The organism is Blastocatellia bacterium, assembly GCA_016713405.1.
Taxonomy (GTDB): Bacteria; Acidobacteriota; Blastocatellia; order Chloracidobacteriales; family JADJPF01; genus JADJPF01.
On record JADJPF010000003.1, the window covers coordinates 566267 to 583008 of the forward strand.

Annotated in this window: 15 protein-coding genes; 10 read left to right on the top strand and 5 right to left on the bottom strand. The window is 33.6% G+C overall.

What is annotated here, in order from left to right; genetic code table 11:
• The first annotated feature begins 21 nt into the window (after positions 1–21).
• On the top strand, positions 22–2748 hold the full coding sequence (locus tag IPK14_05910; GenBank protein MBK7992956.1) for a ComEC/Rec2 family competence protein: 2727 nt from the start codon (positions 22–24) through the stop codon (positions 2746–2748).
• Positions 2749–2830: 82 nt separating this feature from the next.
• Here the strand turns inward: IPK14_05910 and IPK14_05915 are convergent, their stop codons facing one another.
• From IPK14_05915 to apbC, 3 genes are all read right to left on the bottom strand, one after another.
• On the bottom strand, positions 2831–3160 hold the full coding sequence (locus tag IPK14_05915; protein MBK7992957.1) for an iron-sulfur cluster assembly accessory protein: 330 nt from the start codon (positions 3158–3160) through the stop codon (positions 2831–2833).
• Between the two features lie 230 nt (positions 3161–3390).
• Positions 3391–3627 (bottom strand): hypothetical protein, encoded by a 237-nt coding sequence (locus tag IPK14_05920; protein ID MBK7992958.1) that lies wholly within the window; start codon positions 3625–3627, stop codon positions 3391–3393.
• A 46-nt stretch (positions 3628–3673) separates the two neighbouring features.
• A complete protein-coding gene (gene apbC, locus IPK14_05925) occupies positions 3674–4756 on the bottom strand; it encodes an iron-sulfur cluster carrier protein ApbC (GenBank protein MBK7992959.1) in 1083 nt (360 codons plus the stop codon).
• 533 nt (positions 4757–5289) lie between these two features.
• Between apbC and cysK the strand changes: the two genes are divergently transcribed.
• The 8 genes from cysK to iscX all read left to right on the top strand — a co-directional run bounded on the left by cysK (position 5290) and on the right by iscX (position 11573).
• Positions 5290–6246: a cysteine synthase A gene (gene cysK / locus IPK14_05930; GenBank protein MBK7992960.1), complete on the top strand. Its 957-nt coding sequence runs from the start codon at positions 5290–5292 to the stop codon at positions 6244–6246.
• 9 nt (positions 6247–6255) lie between these two features.
• Entirely contained in the window at positions 6256–7470 is a 1215-nt protein-coding gene (locus IPK14_05935; GenBank protein ID MBK7992961.1) for an IscS subfamily cysteine desulfurase, read from the top strand.
• Between the two features lie 37 nt (positions 7471–7507).
• Complete coding sequence (gene iscU / locus IPK14_05940) at positions 7508–7924, top strand: Fe-S cluster assembly scaffold IscU (protein ID MBK7992962.1); 417 nt, start codon at positions 7508–7510, stop codon at positions 7922–7924.
• A 69-nt stretch (positions 7925–7993) separates the two neighbouring features.
• Positions 7994–8326, top strand: a complete 333-nt coding sequence (locus IPK14_05945) for an iron-sulfur cluster assembly accessory protein (GenBank protein ID MBK7992963.1) — start codon at positions 7994–7996, stop codon at positions 8324–8326.
• 148 nt (positions 8327–8474) lie between these two features.
• Positions 8475–9146 (top strand): Fe-S protein assembly co-chaperone HscB, encoded by a 672-nt coding sequence (gene hscB / locus IPK14_05950; GenBank protein MBK7992964.1) that lies wholly within the window; start codon positions 8475–8477, stop codon positions 9144–9146.
• Positions 9147–9177: 31 nt separating this feature from the next.
• Positions 9178–11004, top strand: coding sequence for a Fe-S protein assembly chaperone HscA (hscA, locus tag IPK14_05955; protein MBK7992965.1), 1827 nt, complete (start codon positions 9178–9180; stop codon positions 11002–11004).
• A gap of 27 nt (positions 11005–11031) precedes the next feature.
• Entirely contained in the window at positions 11032–11367 is a 336-nt protein-coding gene (locus IPK14_05960) for a 2Fe-2S iron-sulfur cluster binding domain-containing protein (GenBank protein MBK7992966.1), read from the top strand.
• The gene (gene iscX / locus IPK14_05965) at positions 11367–11573 is read left to right on the top strand and encodes a Fe-S cluster assembly protein IscX (GenBank protein MBK7992967.1); all 207 of its coding nucleotides are present in this window, start codon (positions 11367–11369) and stop codon (positions 11571–11573) included. The genes IPK14_05960 and iscX overlap by 1 nt, the downstream gene beginning before the upstream one ends.
• 221 nt (positions 11574–11794) lie before the next feature.
• Here iscX and IPK14_05970 read toward each other — a convergent pair whose 3' ends face one another.
• A complete protein-coding gene (locus IPK14_05970; protein MBK7992968.1) occupies positions 11795–12796 on the bottom strand; it encodes an FHA domain-containing protein in 1002 nt (333 codons plus the stop codon).
• Between the two features lie 246 nt (positions 12797–13042).
• On the opposite strand from IPK14_05970, the gene IPK14_05975 reads away from it, so the two are divergent.
• Positions 13043–13804 (top strand): 3',5'-cyclic-nucleotide phosphodiesterase, encoded by a 762-nt coding sequence (locus IPK14_05975; GenBank protein MBK7992969.1) that lies wholly within the window; start codon positions 13043–13045, stop codon positions 13802–13804.
• A 32-nt stretch (positions 13805–13836) separates the two neighbouring features.
• On the opposite strand, the gene IPK14_05980 is transcribed toward IPK14_05975, so the two are convergent.
• Positions 13837–16275, bottom strand: coding sequence for an SUMF1/EgtB/PvdO family nonheme iron enzyme (locus tag IPK14_05980; GenBank protein MBK7992970.1), 2439 nt, complete (start codon positions 16273–16275; stop codon positions 13837–13839).
• Positions 16276–16742: the final 467 nt, after the last annotated feature.

The following is a 16742-nucleotide window of genomic DNA, read 5'->3' on the forward strand; positions in this document are numbered from 1 at the left end:
TTAAAATAATTTGGGGTAATCATGCACAAACAAATTCATTTATTTCAAGTTGAATTTCAACCTATTTTTTACTTTTTCCTGTTTTTTATACTAGGAATATTACTAGCAAATATTTTAATTATTTATAAAACTTTAATAATAAGCTTTTTAATAATAAATCTGATTATTTTGTCTATTTTCTATTATTTAAGGAAGTATCAAAAACTAACAAGCTTACTTATTATGTTTGGCTTTTTAGTATCAGGTTTTTTATTAGCAACAATAGAAAAAGAGCAAAATAATTACACTGAACAAATTATTGATAAACAAATTTATTCTAACTGGACACAAGATCAAAGCGTTGAAATCTATGGAGAAATAACAGAATATCCAAAAATAGTAGATAACTATTTTTATTTAAGCGTTCGTACAGATTTCATTATAAGAAATAATAAAACCTTTAATTTATCTACTAAGGTAAAGCTACTATTTTGGTTAAATGATCAAAACTACAAAAAGGAAAATTTAACTCCTGGAACTATTGTGCAAGTATTGGCACAACTTCAAGCTAGACAAAGATTTCAAAACCCTGGAGGAATTGATACTAAAGAAATACTTAAGCTACAAGGATATGATTTTTCTGCAAGTGTAAAAAGCCCAGAAATGATAGCTGTATTAGTTAAGAAAAGCATTAACCCATTTATTTATTTAATTTATGAGCTACATCAACATATTAATAATGCTATAGAGAAAAATTTTACATTCCAAAGATCTGCTGTCTTAAAAGCTATTATTTTAGGAGATGATAATTTTATAAATGCAGAAATAGCTGAAAAATTTCGTGTTAGCGGACTTTATCATATTTTGGTAATTAGCGGCTCACATATAGCTTTTTTAACTTGGCTTCTTTATAAAATACTTAAACAAATTTCTGATAATAAATGGGTACATTTTATTATTATTACTTTATTTATATGGCTTTATAGCTTAGTAGCAGGAGCAGATCCACCAATAATGCGGGCAACGCTTATGGCTACAGTTATGTTGATAGGAACATTATTTTATCGACAAGCCCAGCCTTCTAATCTAATTGCTATAACAGGTTTAATTTTACTAGCTTATCGTCCAGTGACACTATTTGAAGCTAGTTTTCAACTAACATTTTTAGCAATTACTTTAATTTTATTAATAGTAATTCCTTTGGTAAAAAAACTAGAATATATAGCTAATTGGTATCCTAATAGTAAAAGTCCATTTCCGCCCCAATCACATAAAATTATTAAATGGTTAGCAGAGTTATTGTTTTGGAACGAAAAAAATTTTTTACAAAAACGAGCAGAGTCAAATATAAAATATAAGCTAGAAAAAAATCCTTGGGCAGCAAAATTAGAGAAATATTACTTACAAAAACCATTACAAATAGTAGTAATAATGCTAGTTACATCAATAATTGTTCAGTTAGGACTACTTCCACTTTCAATTATTTATTTTCATCGAATAGTTTTTATAGGAATTATCTTAAATATTCTAGCAGAGTTATTAATGAGTTTACTATTAACATGTTTTGTAATATTTATAATATTTGATAGTTTTATAAACACTTTATCTGGCTATTTAATATATATTATAAATTATCTAGTTGATCTATTTATTTATATTGCTTGGCCGCAAGTTTTAGAGTTAATCAACAAAAAAACGTTTTATTTAAGCTATAGAATTGCAGGATGGCATAGCTGGCAAACTATTTATTATATTGGCTATTGGCTAATTATTTTATTTTTACTAATAAGAATAGATAATTGGCAAGTGTTTGTTATACCAGTTAAGAAAACAGAAGAAAAAAGAAATAAAAAGAAAAGTTATACTATAAATATAATAATTATAACCTTATATTTATTTGCATTATTAATAATTAGTTTACCAAATAAATATTATTCAAATATTTTTAGTAATAAAAACCTAGGCTTAGAAATAGTATTTTTAGATGTTGGTCAAGGGGACGCAATTTTTATTCAATTTCCCCAGGGTACTACTATGATGATTGATAGTGGTGGTGAAATACCTATAAAAATTGCCAATCAAGTTATAGAGAAAAGATTTTCCATAGGTGAGCAAGTAGATTCTCCTTATCTTTGGTCAAGAGGTTTGGAACAGCTTGATTATATTGTAGTTACACACCCACATTTAGATCATATGCAAGGATTTAACGAAGTAATAAGCAATTTTGATATAAAACAAGCTATTTTACCTTATTCAAAGGGTTTGGAAACAGAGTGGATAGAATTTAAGCAAAAACTTGATAACAGTAATATTGCTAGTAATATTTGGTCAAGAGGGCAAACTTATTTTATTGATGGAGTAAAAATAGAAGTGCTTTGGCCTGATAGGGTTGCTAGAACAAACTTTAATGCAAATAATCAGTCTTTAGTTTTATACTTAAGCTATCAGAATTATAGTATTTTGCTTACAGGAGATATAGAAGGGAAAGTAGAATATATTTTAACAAATACAAATGACGATTTAGAAATAGATGTGCTAAAAGTGCCTCATCATGCTAGTAAAACTTCTAGTACAGAAGAGTTTTTAGAAAAAACATCACCTAAGTTTGCCATAATTTCTGCACCAGCTAAATCACGCTTCAATCATCCACATCCAGAGGTTTTAGAACGATATAAAGCGTTAGGAACAGAAATTTATCAAACAGGATTAAATGGAGCAGTTACTGTTTATATAAAAGATAACAAACTAGAAATCAAAAAATACAAATAAACTCAAACAATTAGTATTGTTTAAGAAAAAGACAAAGAGCCATTATTTATATTTAATGGCTCTATTTACCTAAGAGGAAAAACTAAACGCTAAAAGAGCTACCACAGCCACAACTACCAGAAGAATTTGGATTCTTAAATGTAAAGCCAGAACCCATAACGGTGCTAACATAATCAATTTCAACACCATCAAGTAGTTGTAAACTAAAAGAATCCACAAATAGTTTTAATCCGTTGGATTCAATAATTTTATCGCTTTGTGTTGGACTATCTTCTACATCTAAAGCATATTGATAGCCAGAACACCCACCAGGTAATACACGTACACGCAAACCGGCGTTAGCTATTTCCATGCCTTCGGCTGACATAAATTTTTTTACTTCACTGACTGCTGTTTCTGTAACATTAATCATAACTTAGAAATCTCCTAAAAAAACTTACAAATATTTTATTGATAAAATAAGAATAAGAAATAGTAATAGGCTAAAAAATAAGCAATTTTAATTTAATAACAAACTGTTTATGCAAATTTTTATTTAGGAATAATAACAAACAAAACAATTTATAACAGCTTGTATAAGCTAAAACTGCTTAATTTTTAACATTAAACTTAAAACTCAAAGACCTAGCTTAACTCTTTAAGTTAAGCTGCCCTAAAATCCGCAGAACTGCCAGTAGAACTATCGTCATGTATATCAACTTCTATCAAGCCTTCACGATAAAGTGCATAGCCACTAGAAGTAGAAGCAATGATTGCTGGAATACCACGTTTACCAAACCATTGTTGCCAAGTTTCTAAATCTTTATAAGCATCAGATTTTTTGCTTTTTACAAAAGTAGAAAAACGATTTGATTCAGTGACTTTTACTTTGTGTCCCATTAGATTTTCTTCACCCTCCGTCATATCTGTAATTTATTTAATTTAATTAATCAAAATTTAGTATTGGCAGCCTAGTGGGTTTTAACGCTCTGATATTTAGTTCTGTTGCTAGTGCCTCGGCTGCTTGACAAAATGCGTGTGCTTGAGGACTATCAGGCGCGCCAGCTACTATTGGCACTCCTAGATCGCCACCTTCACGAATACCTAAACTAATTGGGATTTTACCTAAAAGAGTAACTCCAAACTTTTCTGCTAGTTCTTCGCCTCCTCCAGAGCCAAATATTTCATGTTTTTCTAAACAATTAGGGCAAGTAAAGTAACTCATATTTTCAACAATACCTACTACATCAACACCAACTTGTTGGAACATGTTATGCGCTTTGCGTACATCAGCTAGTGCTACTTCTTGGGGAGTCGTGACAAGCACTGCACCAGAAACAGGTACAAGTTGCGCTAAACTTAACTGAACATCACCTGTTCCAGGAGGCATATCAACTAATAAATAATCAAGCTCGCTCCAATCTACATCACGTAAAAATTGCTCAATTAATCGATGTAGCATAGGGCCGCGCCAAACTACTGCTTGATCTCCTCGATTAAGTAAACCAACAGACATAAATTTCACGTTGTAAGCTTCTCTAGGTAAGATCTTTTTGCCTCGTACTTTAGGCTCTTCAATACTACCTAGCATAATTGGTACATTAGGCCCATAAATATCTGTGTCTAATAGACCTACCTTTGCACCCATAGAAGCTAATGCTACAGCTAAATTTACAGCTACAGTTGATTTACCTACACCACCTTTACCCGAGCTAACAGCGATAATATTTTTTACACCTACAACAGATTCACGATCTCCAATAGCTTTTCCTTTTGGAACATCTAATTCTGTGCGGATTTCAGCACGCTGGGCCCCGGGTACTTTTAATACAGCCTGGCGAGCTTGTTCTTCTAATTCTTGTTGTAATGTTTGTGAAGGGGTTGCTACAACTAAACGAAAACCAATTATCCCACCACAAATCCTTACATCTTTAACAAAATTTAAGCTAACAATATCTTTTTTTAATTTAGGTTCTTTAACTGACTTTAATGCTTCTAAAACTTGTTGTTCAGTAATTTTTTCTGACATTTTTTTACTTTCTATAAACTTAAAAAATAAATTTTGCTCAATCAAACTGAAAACTAGCTAAAAACTAGCTAACTTAAGTTTTGAGCAATCTAAGATCAAACCACTAAGACTAAATTTAAGGTTTTATCAAAAAATTTTAGTTTTTGTAAATAGTATAACTAAATTTTAGTTTGAATTTATTTGGTTTAGAGGATATTGTGTAACAACTATTTTGTCAATAAAAAAATTGAAAAAATACTTTAGCTAGCTAGGATAGGAATATATAAAAATACATGTAAACTTAGTTATATCAATTAATTGTAGGTAAGAAAAGAGATTTGAATTAAGTTGGGTTAGGGGATTTTAGAAATAAAATGCTTGACAAAATCAATGCCACTAACTATCCTCTAGCTAGTTAAACGGCTATTTAATTTAGAAATGATTTATTGAAGAAAATCTTTGTCAGATGAACTAATTTAAATAAGTTATTTTTTCTATTTTGTAAATACAAATTAGCATTTTTGATTTTTCTATCATTCATTATACTTTAATTTATGACTAAACCAGGTATTGCAAATAGTATTATTGACTTAATAGGTAATACACCATTACTACGATTAAACAGAGTAGTTGAACGCGACTGGGCCGAAATAATAGTTAAACTTGAGTCTCTTAACCCAATGTCATCAGTAAAAGATCGCATTGGGGCCGCTATGATTGAAGCAGCAGAAAAAGCAGGTTTAATAAAAGCTCAAGAAACTACTATTATTGAGCCAACTAGCGGTAATACAGGAATTGCACTAGCTCTTGTATGTGCTGCAAAAGGCTACCGTTGCATTATTGCAATGCCAGAAACTATGACAATAGAACGAGTTAGAACCCTTAAAGCTTTAGGAGCTAAAGTTGTTCTTACTCCAGGCTCGCAAGGAATGCGTGGAGCAATTCAAAAGGCAGAAGAACTAGTGCGTAGTACACCTAATTCTTTTATGCCTCAACAATTTAATAATCTGTCTAATCCAGAAGTTCACCGTAAAACTACAGCACTTGAAATTCTAAGAGATACTGAATCAGAATTTGATGCTTTTGTTGCTGGTGTTGGTACTGGTGGGACAGTTACAGGTTGTGCAGAAGTCTTTAAGGCACGCTTAAAAGAAGTTTTAGTTTGTGCTGTTGAACCAGCAGATTCTCCAGTGCTATCTGGTGGTAGCCCTGGGCCACATAGAATCCAAGGTATAGGTGCTGGGTTTATTCCTGAAGTGCTTAACCGTAGTATTATTGATAGAGTAGTTACTGTTTCTTATGAAAATGCCAAGCAAATGGCCCGACGTTTGGCTAGGGAAGAAGGTGTTTTTGTAGGAATTTCTTCTGGTGCAATTACTTGGGCTGCAACACAAATTGCTAAAGAATTAGGTGTTGGTAAGCGAGTTGTAGTTGTACTACCTAGTTTTGGTGAAAGATATCTTTCTACAGATTTATTTAACTTTGATGATGAAGAAAACGAAAAATTATAGGGGAAAATTATGAAACTCCCAATCTACATGGACTATCACGCTACAACGCCTGTAGATCCACGAGTATTTGAGGCAATGAAGCCATACTTTACAGAGATTTTTGGAAATGCAGCTAGCCGCAATCATAGTTTTGGCTGGCAGGCAGAAGAAGCTGTTGAAACAGCCCGAAAACAAGTTGCCCAACTTATTGGCGCGACAGCTAAAGAAATTGTCTTTACTAGCGGTGCTACAGAATCTAATAATCTTGCTATTAAAGGCGTTGCTGAAATGTATCAAGAAAAAGGTAATCATATTATTACCGTAGTGACAGAACATAAAGCAACTTTAGATTCTTGCAAACACTTAGAAAAACAAGGCTATCAAATAACTTATTTACCTGTTGACCAATATGGTTTGGTTGATCCTGAAGATATACGTAAGGCTATTACAGATAAAACTATTTTAGTTACAGTAATGTTAGCTAATAATGAAATAGGTGTAATTCAGCCAATAGCTGAAATAGGCAAAATAACTCGTGAAAAAGGTGTTGTGCTTCATACGGATGCAGTACAAGCAGCAGGAAAAATAGTAGTAGATGTAAACGCCTTAAATGTTGATTTGCTTTCTATTAGCGGTCATAAAATGTATGGCCCAAAAGGTGTTGGTGCCTTATACGTTAGAAGAAAAAATCCTCGTGTGATGCTTTCACCCATAATTGATGGTGGCGGACACGAACGAGGAATGAGATCAGGAACTCTTAATGTTACCGGTATTGTAGGCTTAGGTAAAGCTGCTGAAATTGCTCGTTTAGAAATGTCTGAAGAAATGGAAAGAATTTCTCGGCTTCGAGATAAATTGCAAAAATCGCTTTTTGACCAAATTCCAGAAGTTTATCTTAATGGACACCCTACTAAGCGATTGCCTAACAACTTAAATGTAAGTTTTGCTTATGTTGAAGGTGAATCATTGTTAATGGGTATAGGTGATATTGCTGTATCATCTGGGTCAGCTTGTACCTCAGCTAGTTTAGAGCCTTCTTATGTATTAAAAGCTTTAGGTGTTGGTGAAGAGTTGGCACATAGTTCATTGCGCTTTGGACTAGGGCGTTTTAATACTGAAGAAGAAGTTGATTTCACTATTGAGAAAGTTACTCAAGCTGTCAATAAACTTCGAGAGCTTTCTCCACTTTGGGAAATGGTACAAGAAGGAATTGACCTAAAGAGTGTTACTTGGGCAGCACATTAATTTTAATCTCTTATTTACGCTAAGGAGAAAAAGCCAAATGGCATACTCAGATAAAGTTATTGATCATTATAATAATCCTAGAAACGTTGGTAGTTTAGATAAAAATTCCCCTGAAGTTGGTACTGGCTTAGTTGGCGCGCCTGAATGCGGCGATGTTATGAAATTACAACTAAAAATTAACAAAGAAGGCGTGATTGAAGATGCTCGCTTTAAGACTTTTGGTTGTGGTTCGGCTATTGCTAGCTCTTCCTTAGCAACAGAATGGGTAAAAGGTAAAACTATTGATGAGGCATTAAAAATAAAAAATACTGACATTGTAAAAGAACTTAATCTACCCCCAATTAAAATTCATTGTTCAGTATTGGCTGAAGATGCGATCAAATCAGCAATTGCTGATTATAATAAAAAACAAGAAACCGTACAAAAAGAAGAAGTTTTGCAAGAAGTTAGCTAGGTAAAATCAGGCTAACACTAAGCAGGGATGTGTTAGCCTTTAATTTTATATTTTTTTAGAGGTTTTTAAATGTCTTTAGAACTAACTAATAGTGCTGCTGCACGAATCAAAGAAATTTTACACGAACAAAATCTTGCTGATGGTGGAATGCGAATAGGTGTTAAAAGTGGTGGTTGTTCAGGTTTAAGTTACATCTTAGATCTAGAAACTCAAGAACGTCCTGGAGATAAAATTTTTGAACGAGATGGAGCTAAAATCTTTGTTGATCTAAAAAGCTATTTATTTCTAAATGGAATGATTGTTGATTACAAGGATGAAGGCGGGTTGATGGGACGAGGATTTAAGTTTGTAAACCCTAATTCTGCTGGTGAATGTGGTTGCGGAGAATCTTTTACAGTTTAACAGTTTAATTTTAGTCAACTACTCTACTTTCTTTTAAGAACGAATCTTTAAAATTAAGTGTCGTTTCTACTTTCAGCCCAGTACACTTGTGCTGGGTTTTATCTTTTCAACTAACACTTTATTCTGGTTAATTTAGAGGTATTTTATTTTGCAAGAAGCAAGGTTATTAGAAAAAAAATGCTGGTATTGTACTACAACAACAGATGAGCATTTTTGTTTATCTTGTGATCGTATACAGATGGTAGATTTATCAACTAACTACTTTTCTTTCTTTAAGTTACCTATAAAATATCATCTTGATACAAATAATCTTGAAGCTAAGTTTTATGAATTAAACCGTAGGTTTCACCCAGATTTTTTTTCACAAGCTAGTGAAGTTGAGCGACGTTATAGTCTGGATCGAACTTCTATGCTTAATGATGCTTACCGCATACTTAAAGATCCTATTAAACGAGCCAACTATTTATTGACTCTACAAGGCTTTCAACCTAAAAAAGCGCAAACTCCACCAGATCTTTTAGAAGAAATATTTGAATTAAATGAACAAATAGAAGATCTACGTAATGCAAAAAAGGCTAGAGATAAGAATCAAACTTCACTTCTAAAAAATCAAGTTTTAGCTACAGAAGAAATGCTAAACGAGCGAGAAGAAGTCTTAAATAACCAGTTAAAACAAGTTTTTCAAAAATGGGATAATTTATCTGATGAAGTTTCTATTGTGGAAAAACAACAAATATTAGCTAAGGCTAGTGATTTGTTAGCGCAAATGAAGTATATAAATAATTTAATTAATGATATAGATGAAGAATTTAATGATTAAATAATAAAATAATGAGGTGTTTAAGTTTTTTATGCCAAAAGTTGTTGGTATTGACCTTGGAACAACTAATAGTTTAGTTGCTTATGTTGACAGTAATGGTAAACCGCAAGTGATTGCAAATAAAGAAGAAAGAAGATTAATTCCTTCTGTAGTACATTATAGTAAGGATAAAGGCTTGCTAGTTGGTGAAGCGGCTCGCGCTCAATTAATTCCTGACCCAATGAATACTATTTATTCAGTAAAAAGATTTATGGGTAAAGGTATTGCTGATGTTACAGAAGATTTATCAATGGTGCATTTTCAAGTAGCAGAAGGTAGCGAGCAAGTCATCCGATTTCGCTTAGCAGACAAAGAGTTTACCCCACCAGAAATTTCTGCTCTAGTCCTACGAGAATTAAAAAAACAGGCAGAAGATTTTTTTGGCGAAGAAGTTAAAAAAGCTGTTGTCACTGTACCAGCTTATTTTAATGATGCACAACGCCAAGCAACAAAAGATGCTGGTAAAATTGCTGGTCTAGAAGTCTTAAGAATAGTTAATGAACCTACAGCAGCTAGTTTAGCCTATGGTTTAGATAAAAAAGATTCAGGAACTATTGCTGTTTATGACCTTGGAGGCGGAACCTTTGATATTTCTATCCTAAAACTAAAAGGAGGGATTTTTGAAGTTTTAGCTACAAATGGCGATACTCATTTAGGTGGAGATGACTTTGACCAACGATTAATTAGCTTATTTATGAATGAGATCAAAGAGCAATTTGGTCTTACCCTACAAGGTAATGCTGAAGTGTTGCAAACTATCCGACGTTTTGCTATTGAGGTTAAGCATAGACTGTCTGACCAAGAAAAAGCTTCTATTGAAATTGATTTAGGCGAGTATGGTTGTTACAACCGCGAATTTAGCCGAGCAGAGTTTGAAGCGTTAATTGAAGATCTAGTTGATCGTTCAATTTCACCCTGTAAAAAAGCTCTTAAAGACGCTAACTTAAAAACAAGTGATATTGATGAGGTTGTTTTAGTAGGAGGCTCTACTAGAGTTCCTTTGGTGCGTAGTCGTGTTAAAGAACTCTTTAAGCGTGAACCTCATATAGATCTTAATCCTGATGAAGTTGTAGCACTTGGTGCAGCAATTCAAGCTGATATTATGACGGGTAGTCGTAAAGATATGCTTTTGCTGGATGTTACACCGCTTTCACTGGGAATTGAGACTATTGGCGGAGTGATGACTAAAATAATTCATCGTAATTCTACTATTCCAGCAAGTGCTAGCGAGATGTTTACAACCTATGTTGATGGGCAAACCGGGGTAGATATTCATGTTTTGCAAGGTGAAAGGGAATTTGTCCAAGATTGTCGCTCACTTGGACGTTTTAGCTTAAAAGTTCCTCCAATGCCTGCTGGACTAGCTAGAGTTGAGGTTAAATTTCTAATTGATGCTAATGGAATATTAAATGTTTCTGCTCGTGATGTACGTACAGGAAAAGAAAATTCCATAGATGTTAAACCTTCCTATGGTCTTAATGATGAACAAGTTGAACAAATGTTGATGGACTCTATTGAGTTTGCAGAAACAGATGTTAAAAAACGCTTATTTGTTGAAGCTTATAATGAAGCTGAATCAGTGCTAAAAGCGTCTGAAAAAGCTTTAGCAAGCGAGTCTGCTAAAGCTTTAAGTGCTTTAGAGCAAGAAGAAATCGCTAAAGCTTTAGCAGAGCTAAAAGCTGCAATGTCTTCAGATGATCATCGCGCTGTACGTACAAGTCTAAAAACTTTTAATGAAGTAACTCATAAGCTAGCTGAACTAATGATGGATAATGCTGTTCAAGTAGCATTAAAACATAAAAAAGTGTCTGAAGTATAAAATGGCTTAATTTCAAAGGATGAGTTGATGACAGAAGAAAAAGCTAAAGTAACTTTTTTACCAGAAAACCTTTCTTTTCCTGCTGAAGTGGGACAATCGGTTTTAGAAATAGCTTTAGATAATGGTATTTCCTTAGATCATGCTTGTGGTGGGTTTTGTGCTTGTTCTACCTGCCATGTGATTGTTAAATCAGGGATGCAGCTATTAACAGAAATGGAAGATAACGAAGCTGACCAACTAGATGAGGCTGCTGGATTAACCTTAGCCTCTCGTTTAAGTTGCCAAGCAAAAATTATCCAAGAAGGGGAAATAATTGTTGAAATTCCAGAATGGAACCGTAATTTTGCTAGGGAGGAACACTGATGAAGTGGACAGATATTGAAGATATTGGTATTGCCTTACAAGAAAAATACCCAGATGTTGACCCTTTGACCGTTAGATTTACGGATTTACATAAATGGGTGATGGAACTGTCTGGATTTGATGATGATGCAAAAAACTCTAATGAAAAAAAACTAGAAGCTATACAAATGGCTTGGTATGAAGAATATCAAGATGCTAATAGCTAATAAAGAGTAGGGTTAGCTTATTTTGAGTTAACCCTAAATGAAATGTTTTTTAGTTAGAATTAGTACCTATAATTGGCTTGTGTTTAAGCTAATAGGCACTGATATTTGTTATTACAATAGCCATATAAGAAGTGTAGATATAGTTATTGATTTTGAAAAAATTAAAGAAACTTCCACTTATTAGCAATATTGTTTTGTTATTGATAAGCAAAGCCAATTAATTATTTTTTATCCTGCATATCTTTTAATGCTGCTTTTATCTCCTTACGAGACATATTAAAAGTATCATCAACAGATTTTGTATTTTCTTCTAAGTATTCAGACTCTTCAAAAGAGGATCTTTCTTGAGGCATAGTTACTAGGTTAGCAGCTTCTTCATTTGAAACTAGAGTAAATTTAATCTGTGCTGAGCCAAGTAAAATTAGATCATTGTCTAATAAATTTTGACCTGTTATTTCTGCTCTAGGTAGTTCAATGATTTCCTCTTGACGAGTTATAGAAGTACCATTAGCACTACCTGTGTCATAGAGGATAAAATTTCCTTCTTCATAAACAATTTTTGCATGAAGACGGGAAACAGAACTGTTTACCGATTCTGGGTCAGGATGACGAGCAAAAATAAAATCGTTTCGCCTTATCATATGGCTGGTTTCACGATCAGTAACATTTCTAAGTCTGCCAAGGTAAGTTGTTTGTTTAGTTATTAAGTAATCACTTCGATAAGGATCACCATTTAATGCAGAAAGCCGAGCTAAAGAAGGTATTTCGGCTTGAGGTGCAAAGACTTGGAGAATTTTTCCTTCAGGCTTATTTAATAAAACTGTAAAGTCTTCTCTAACTTCTTCTGGGGAGGGCCAGTAAAATTTTAAGTTAGTTTCTTTAATTGTCTCTAAAGTTTCTATATCAATTTTGACAAAATCAAAAAGCTTATATCCCATTTCTGTCATATACTCATAAAGATACTTAATAAATACAACAGAATTAAAAATAACTTCTAATTCTTCTATTTTATCTGGGTTAGAGGCAGGTGCTAGAATTATAAGCAAATTAGGGACATAGATTGTATTATCAATCCATTGAAAGTGGTTTTCTGCTAACTGTGTTTGAATTTCTCTTATGATTGTTTCTGGATAAAGATCATCAAAAGAAAGGTAATAGTTTGCTTTAACAGTTTCTTGTAAAAATTCTTTCATTGCATTTAATGGCGTGATATTTTGATTCATAAAAAATTTATATTCTCCAAAGTAGCTAAAGGTGACTAAAGTTAAGCAAAGCTTATAATTATAGTCAAGTAATCTACTAACAAGACTAGGAAAACTAATACTAAATAATAGAATGTCTAGGAAAATTTCCTGTTTTTCATTTGTCCATAAGATTGCATCCAAAAGCTAAATAGAATACTATAAAGGGCAGTTTTGAGCCTAAACTATAATTATTAAGTTCGTAAATTAGCCGAAGTAAGAGTATTTATGAAGATACAATTGCTAGCAGGTGGAGGTACTAACCCAAAAGAGCAGTACCTAACCTCTTTTTTAATAAACAATAATTTGGCAGTTGATGCTGGGGCTTTACCTCTAGCACTTAGTCGGCAAGAACAATTAGCAATTCGCCATATTTTTATTACGCATTCCCATTTAGATCATCTAGCAGGACTACCTTTAATGCTAGACAATGTTTTTACAGAAATAGAACAAGTGATCTGGGTTTATGCAATTGAAGAAACTGTTCAAGCACTAAGAAACCACATTTTTAATAATATTATTTGGCCTGATTTTAGTAGTTTTAAGAATAGTTTTAATGTAAGTTTACAATTTCAGGAAATAACTCCTGGTCAAATAGTAAAAATTGATGATCTTGAAATAATAGCTATGCCGGTGAATCATACCGTTCCAACAGTTGGATTGATCATTAAAGATTTTAATAGTGCTGTGGTTATTTCTGGAGATACAACTAGCACAGAAGATCTTTGGAATAAATCTAAGGAGATTTTAGAATTAAAAGCAGCTTTTATTGAATGTTCCTATCCTGATAGATTAAGTGATCTTGCCTTAAAGTATGGGCATTTATCCCCAAATTTACTACTTGCAGAATATAAAAAGCTATCTAAATCTATTCCCTGTTTTGCTTATCATATAAAACCATCGCATTTTGAAGAAGTAGTAATGCAGTTAAAAATGTTAGAGTCAGAAAAAATACTGGTAGCTAATCCAGGCCAAATCTATGATTTTTAACAAGGTTTGGTTAAAAGATTTCCAATTACAATTTATTTTTGAACATCTTTAGCACAACGAAAACCAAGTGTTGGATAAGCTTTTTCTATTGAATCAAATCCACGAAAAGTAGTTGTGCAATATTCAATACTTTCTTGGAATGAACCACCTCTAAAAACTCTCTTATTTTCTGCATCTTTAATAGGCTCACTCTTAGAACTAGGATAAGCTTTAGGCGTTGAAGATGTCCATTCCCAAACATTTCGCCTCGTATCAAACGCACCAAAAGAACTTTTACTAGTTTTTACAGAACCAACTGTGCGAACACTTTTAGCCCCAAATTCTTTAGAATTAGCTCGGGTTGTATCAGCCTTTTCTCCCCAAGGATAAAGAAAATGCTCTTGACCAGATGCTGCTACTTCCCATTCTTCTTCAGAAGGTAAGCGTTTACCTGCCCATTTAGCATAGCTTTCAGCATCTTGCCAACTTACATTTGTTACAGGATCATCTGCTTTACCTGTATATTGTCCATTTTGCCAGTCTTTTGGTGCAGGATAGTTAGTAGCTTGAATAAACTTTATATATTCTTCATTTGTTACTTCATAAATGTCTATATAAAATGCGGATAATTTTACAGACCGAGAAGGACTAGAAAAAGTATCTCCATCAGGGCCAGCTTTATCAATACCAACTTTATATTCACCTTCAGGAATTAATACCATGTTTTTAGGTATTTCTACAGTAGGTTCAGGGGTTTTAGTTGGCTCAGGTGTTTGAACTGGTGTTGGACTTGGGCTAATGGCAACAGGAGTATTAATTACTTTTGTTGTATTGCTAGTTATATTTTGAATTAATTTCCAACTAATAAAAACTATCGCTATTAATAACGCTAAAATTATAATTATTAGTAGTGGTATCTTAAATGATCGTTTAGGTTTAGTTGTTGGAAGTTGTTCTTGAATAGGTTGAATAGGCTGAATAGGTGGTACTACAGGCGGTGCAATAGGTTGAACAGGTAGTTGGGGTATTGATTGTATAGGTGCAGGGAATGTTGGTTGTGTTGGAAGTGGCATTATAGGGTCTGTTACATTTGTAGAAGGAGCATTTGTAGAAGGAACATTAGATAAAGAAATAGGTGCTGTAGGTGATAAAGGTTGTTCTTGCGCCACTAGATTTTGGTATGGAGATATAGCTGTTTTAAGTGGATCCATCTCATCTAGTAAAGATGCTGAATTGTTAGCAACTGAAGAGAGTGAATTAGTTGGAACATCATTTTGTTTAGGACGACGCGGCCCAACAGAAATTGTCTTAAAAGCATCCTTTTTGGATTTTCCTTTTTCTCCTTGTGAAGCAGGAGGTGAAGCTTTGAAAGGTAAAGCATCAGTTTTTGAATCAGGAGTAGCACCAGGCATTGGCGGTACAACAGGCGATCCCCAAGGGTTGGTCGAATCAGACGGCCAAGAATTTAATGCTTTTGCAACATCTTTTGGGTCAGATGGGGGTTTTTGCATTTGCATTGTTTCAGGTGGAACTTCACCAGAACGATCTGTTGTTTCTAGATTAGGGTAAGAAAAATCTTGTGTTGAAGGGTTACTGCCTTTAGTAGCAGCCTTCATTGTTAATGTTTGTGGTATTGCTCCTAAAGGAGAATGTTCTATTGGCAAAGAATCTTTTTTATCCAAAGAAAGGCTAGGTGCAGAAGTAATAGTTTGATCAAATGGTATATCTTGTTTAGCCTTAGCACCTGTTTGACTAGCTTTAACATCTATAGGAATTATAGAAGGTTTTTTATCAATTTTTGGTTCAGGGGGCTTAGGTAAAGCCGCCATACTTAATGTCTGTTCAGATACTGTTGGAGGAGGAGGTGCAGGAGGTGGTACTTTCCATGTTTCTCCGCCTGCTTCCATTAACTCTTTTAATAACTTTAACTGTTCTTCTGGTGATTCTGGTGGTTTAGGATTTGATAAAACTGTAGGAAAATATTCTTCTGATTTTTGAGCGGAAACTTTATTAATATCACTTGCTCTAACGACAGGCATTGCTACTTGTGTGCTTTTAGCATCCTCTGGAGCAGAAAGAGAATTCATTTCCACGGTTCTTAAACTACTAGGAGTTGATTTTGCAGCATTAGAAGATGATGATAGTACATTACCCATAGCTTGGGTTTCATAAAAATTATCTACTATATCATTAGTATTTCCTTGGTTAGTATTACTAGCAAACCCAGGCAATTTATAAGCTAAGTTTGTAGCACCTGGATCTTCAGGGTCTTCTAAATTGGAAATAGGCTGTGCTGGTTCTAAAGGCTTGCTACGTTTAGGAAGACTAGGTGGAGCAGGAGGCACAAAGGGCGCGGATGGGCGTGGGTTACTGCTTACAGGCACGTGTGCTTTTGTTGGTGGTTTAGTAGTTGTTGTAGGCAGTGCCGCACCACAATTGCGGCAATACTTTTGATCTATTGCGTTGTCTGTTCCACAGAAGGGACAATACATAACTTGGTTGCTCCTGCTTAGGATACTTTCTAATTAATCATTTAATTATAACTGTTTAACTACTTTAGTGCTTTATTAAATCTATCTTTTACAAGAAAAAGCCAGTTTATTATAACTGATGTTTGATATTATTTAGGCTACAAAATACCTATTCTAGCATTTTTGAAAAAATACTTTAACGATTAAATTTGCTTTGTTTAGGGTTTCTTTGAAATTTCTAGATATATTTAAGCGCATGTATTAGGTTTAATTGTTTAGTTTGATTTTAAGTTTGCCAAAAGCCACTAAGCTAACAACAGTATAACCAAAAACGGGTGCCAGCAAATAGACCGAAGCTCGGGGGAAGCTAAGAAACTGTTAGCTGGCACATTTGGGTAGTGATCGAAACAATGAAGGTTTCTAAAGTTCCTTCGTTTTAGATAGTTATAAGATGTTGATTTTACATAGTAGAACCAAAAAACTTAAAT

What these genes read in the sequence shown, in the direction of transcription:
- IPK14_05910 (MBK7992956.1), top strand. Translation starts at nt 22, where the DNA reads ATGCACAAACAAATTCATTTATTTCAAGTTGAATTTCAACCTATTTTT.
- IPK14_05915 (MBK7992957.1), bottom strand. Translation starts at nt 3,160, where the DNA reads ATGATTAATGTTACAGAAACAGCAGTCAGTGAAGTAAAAAAATTTATG.
- IPK14_05920 (MBK7992958.1), bottom strand. Translation starts at nt 3,627, where the DNA reads ATGGGACACAAAGTAAAAGTCACTGAATCAAATCGTTTTTCTACTTTT.
- apbC (MBK7992959.1), bottom strand. Translation starts at nt 4,756, where the DNA reads ATGTCAGAAAAAATTACTGAACAACAAGTTTTAGAAGCATTAAAGTCA.
- cysK (MBK7992960.1), top strand. Translation starts at nt 5,290, where the DNA reads ATGACTAAACCAGGTATTGCAAATAGTATTATTGACTTAATAGGTAAT.
- IPK14_05935 (MBK7992961.1), top strand. Translation starts at nt 6,256, where the DNA reads ATGAAACTCCCAATCTACATGGACTATCACGCTACAACGCCTGTAGAT.
- iscU (MBK7992962.1), top strand. Translation starts at nt 7,508, where the DNA reads ATGGCATACTCAGATAAAGTTATTGATCATTATAATAATCCTAGAAAC.
- IPK14_05945 (MBK7992963.1), top strand. Translation starts at nt 7,994, where the DNA reads ATGTCTTTAGAACTAACTAATAGTGCTGCTGCACGAATCAAAGAAATT.
- hscA (MBK7992965.1), top strand. Translation starts at nt 9,178, where the DNA reads ATGCCAAAAGTTGTTGGTATTGACCTTGGAACAACTAATAGTTTAGTT.
- IPK14_05960 (MBK7992966.1), top strand. Translation starts at nt 11,032, where the DNA reads ATGACAGAAGAAAAAGCTAAAGTAACTTTTTTACCAGAAAACCTTTCT.
- iscX (MBK7992967.1), top strand. Translation starts at nt 11,367, where the DNA reads ATGAAGTGGACAGATATTGAAGATATTGGTATTGCCTTACAAGAAAAA.
- IPK14_05970 (MBK7992968.1), bottom strand. Translation starts at nt 12,796, where the DNA reads ATGAATCAAAATATCACGCCATTAAATGCAATGAAAGAATTTTTACAA.
- IPK14_05975 (MBK7992969.1), top strand. Translation starts at nt 13,043, where the DNA reads ATGAAGATACAATTGCTAGCAGGTGGAGGTACTAACCCAAAAGAGCAG.
- IPK14_05980 (MBK7992970.1), bottom strand. Translation starts at nt 16,275, where the DNA reads ATGTATTGTCCCTTCTGTGGAACAGACAACGCAATAGATCAAAAGTAT.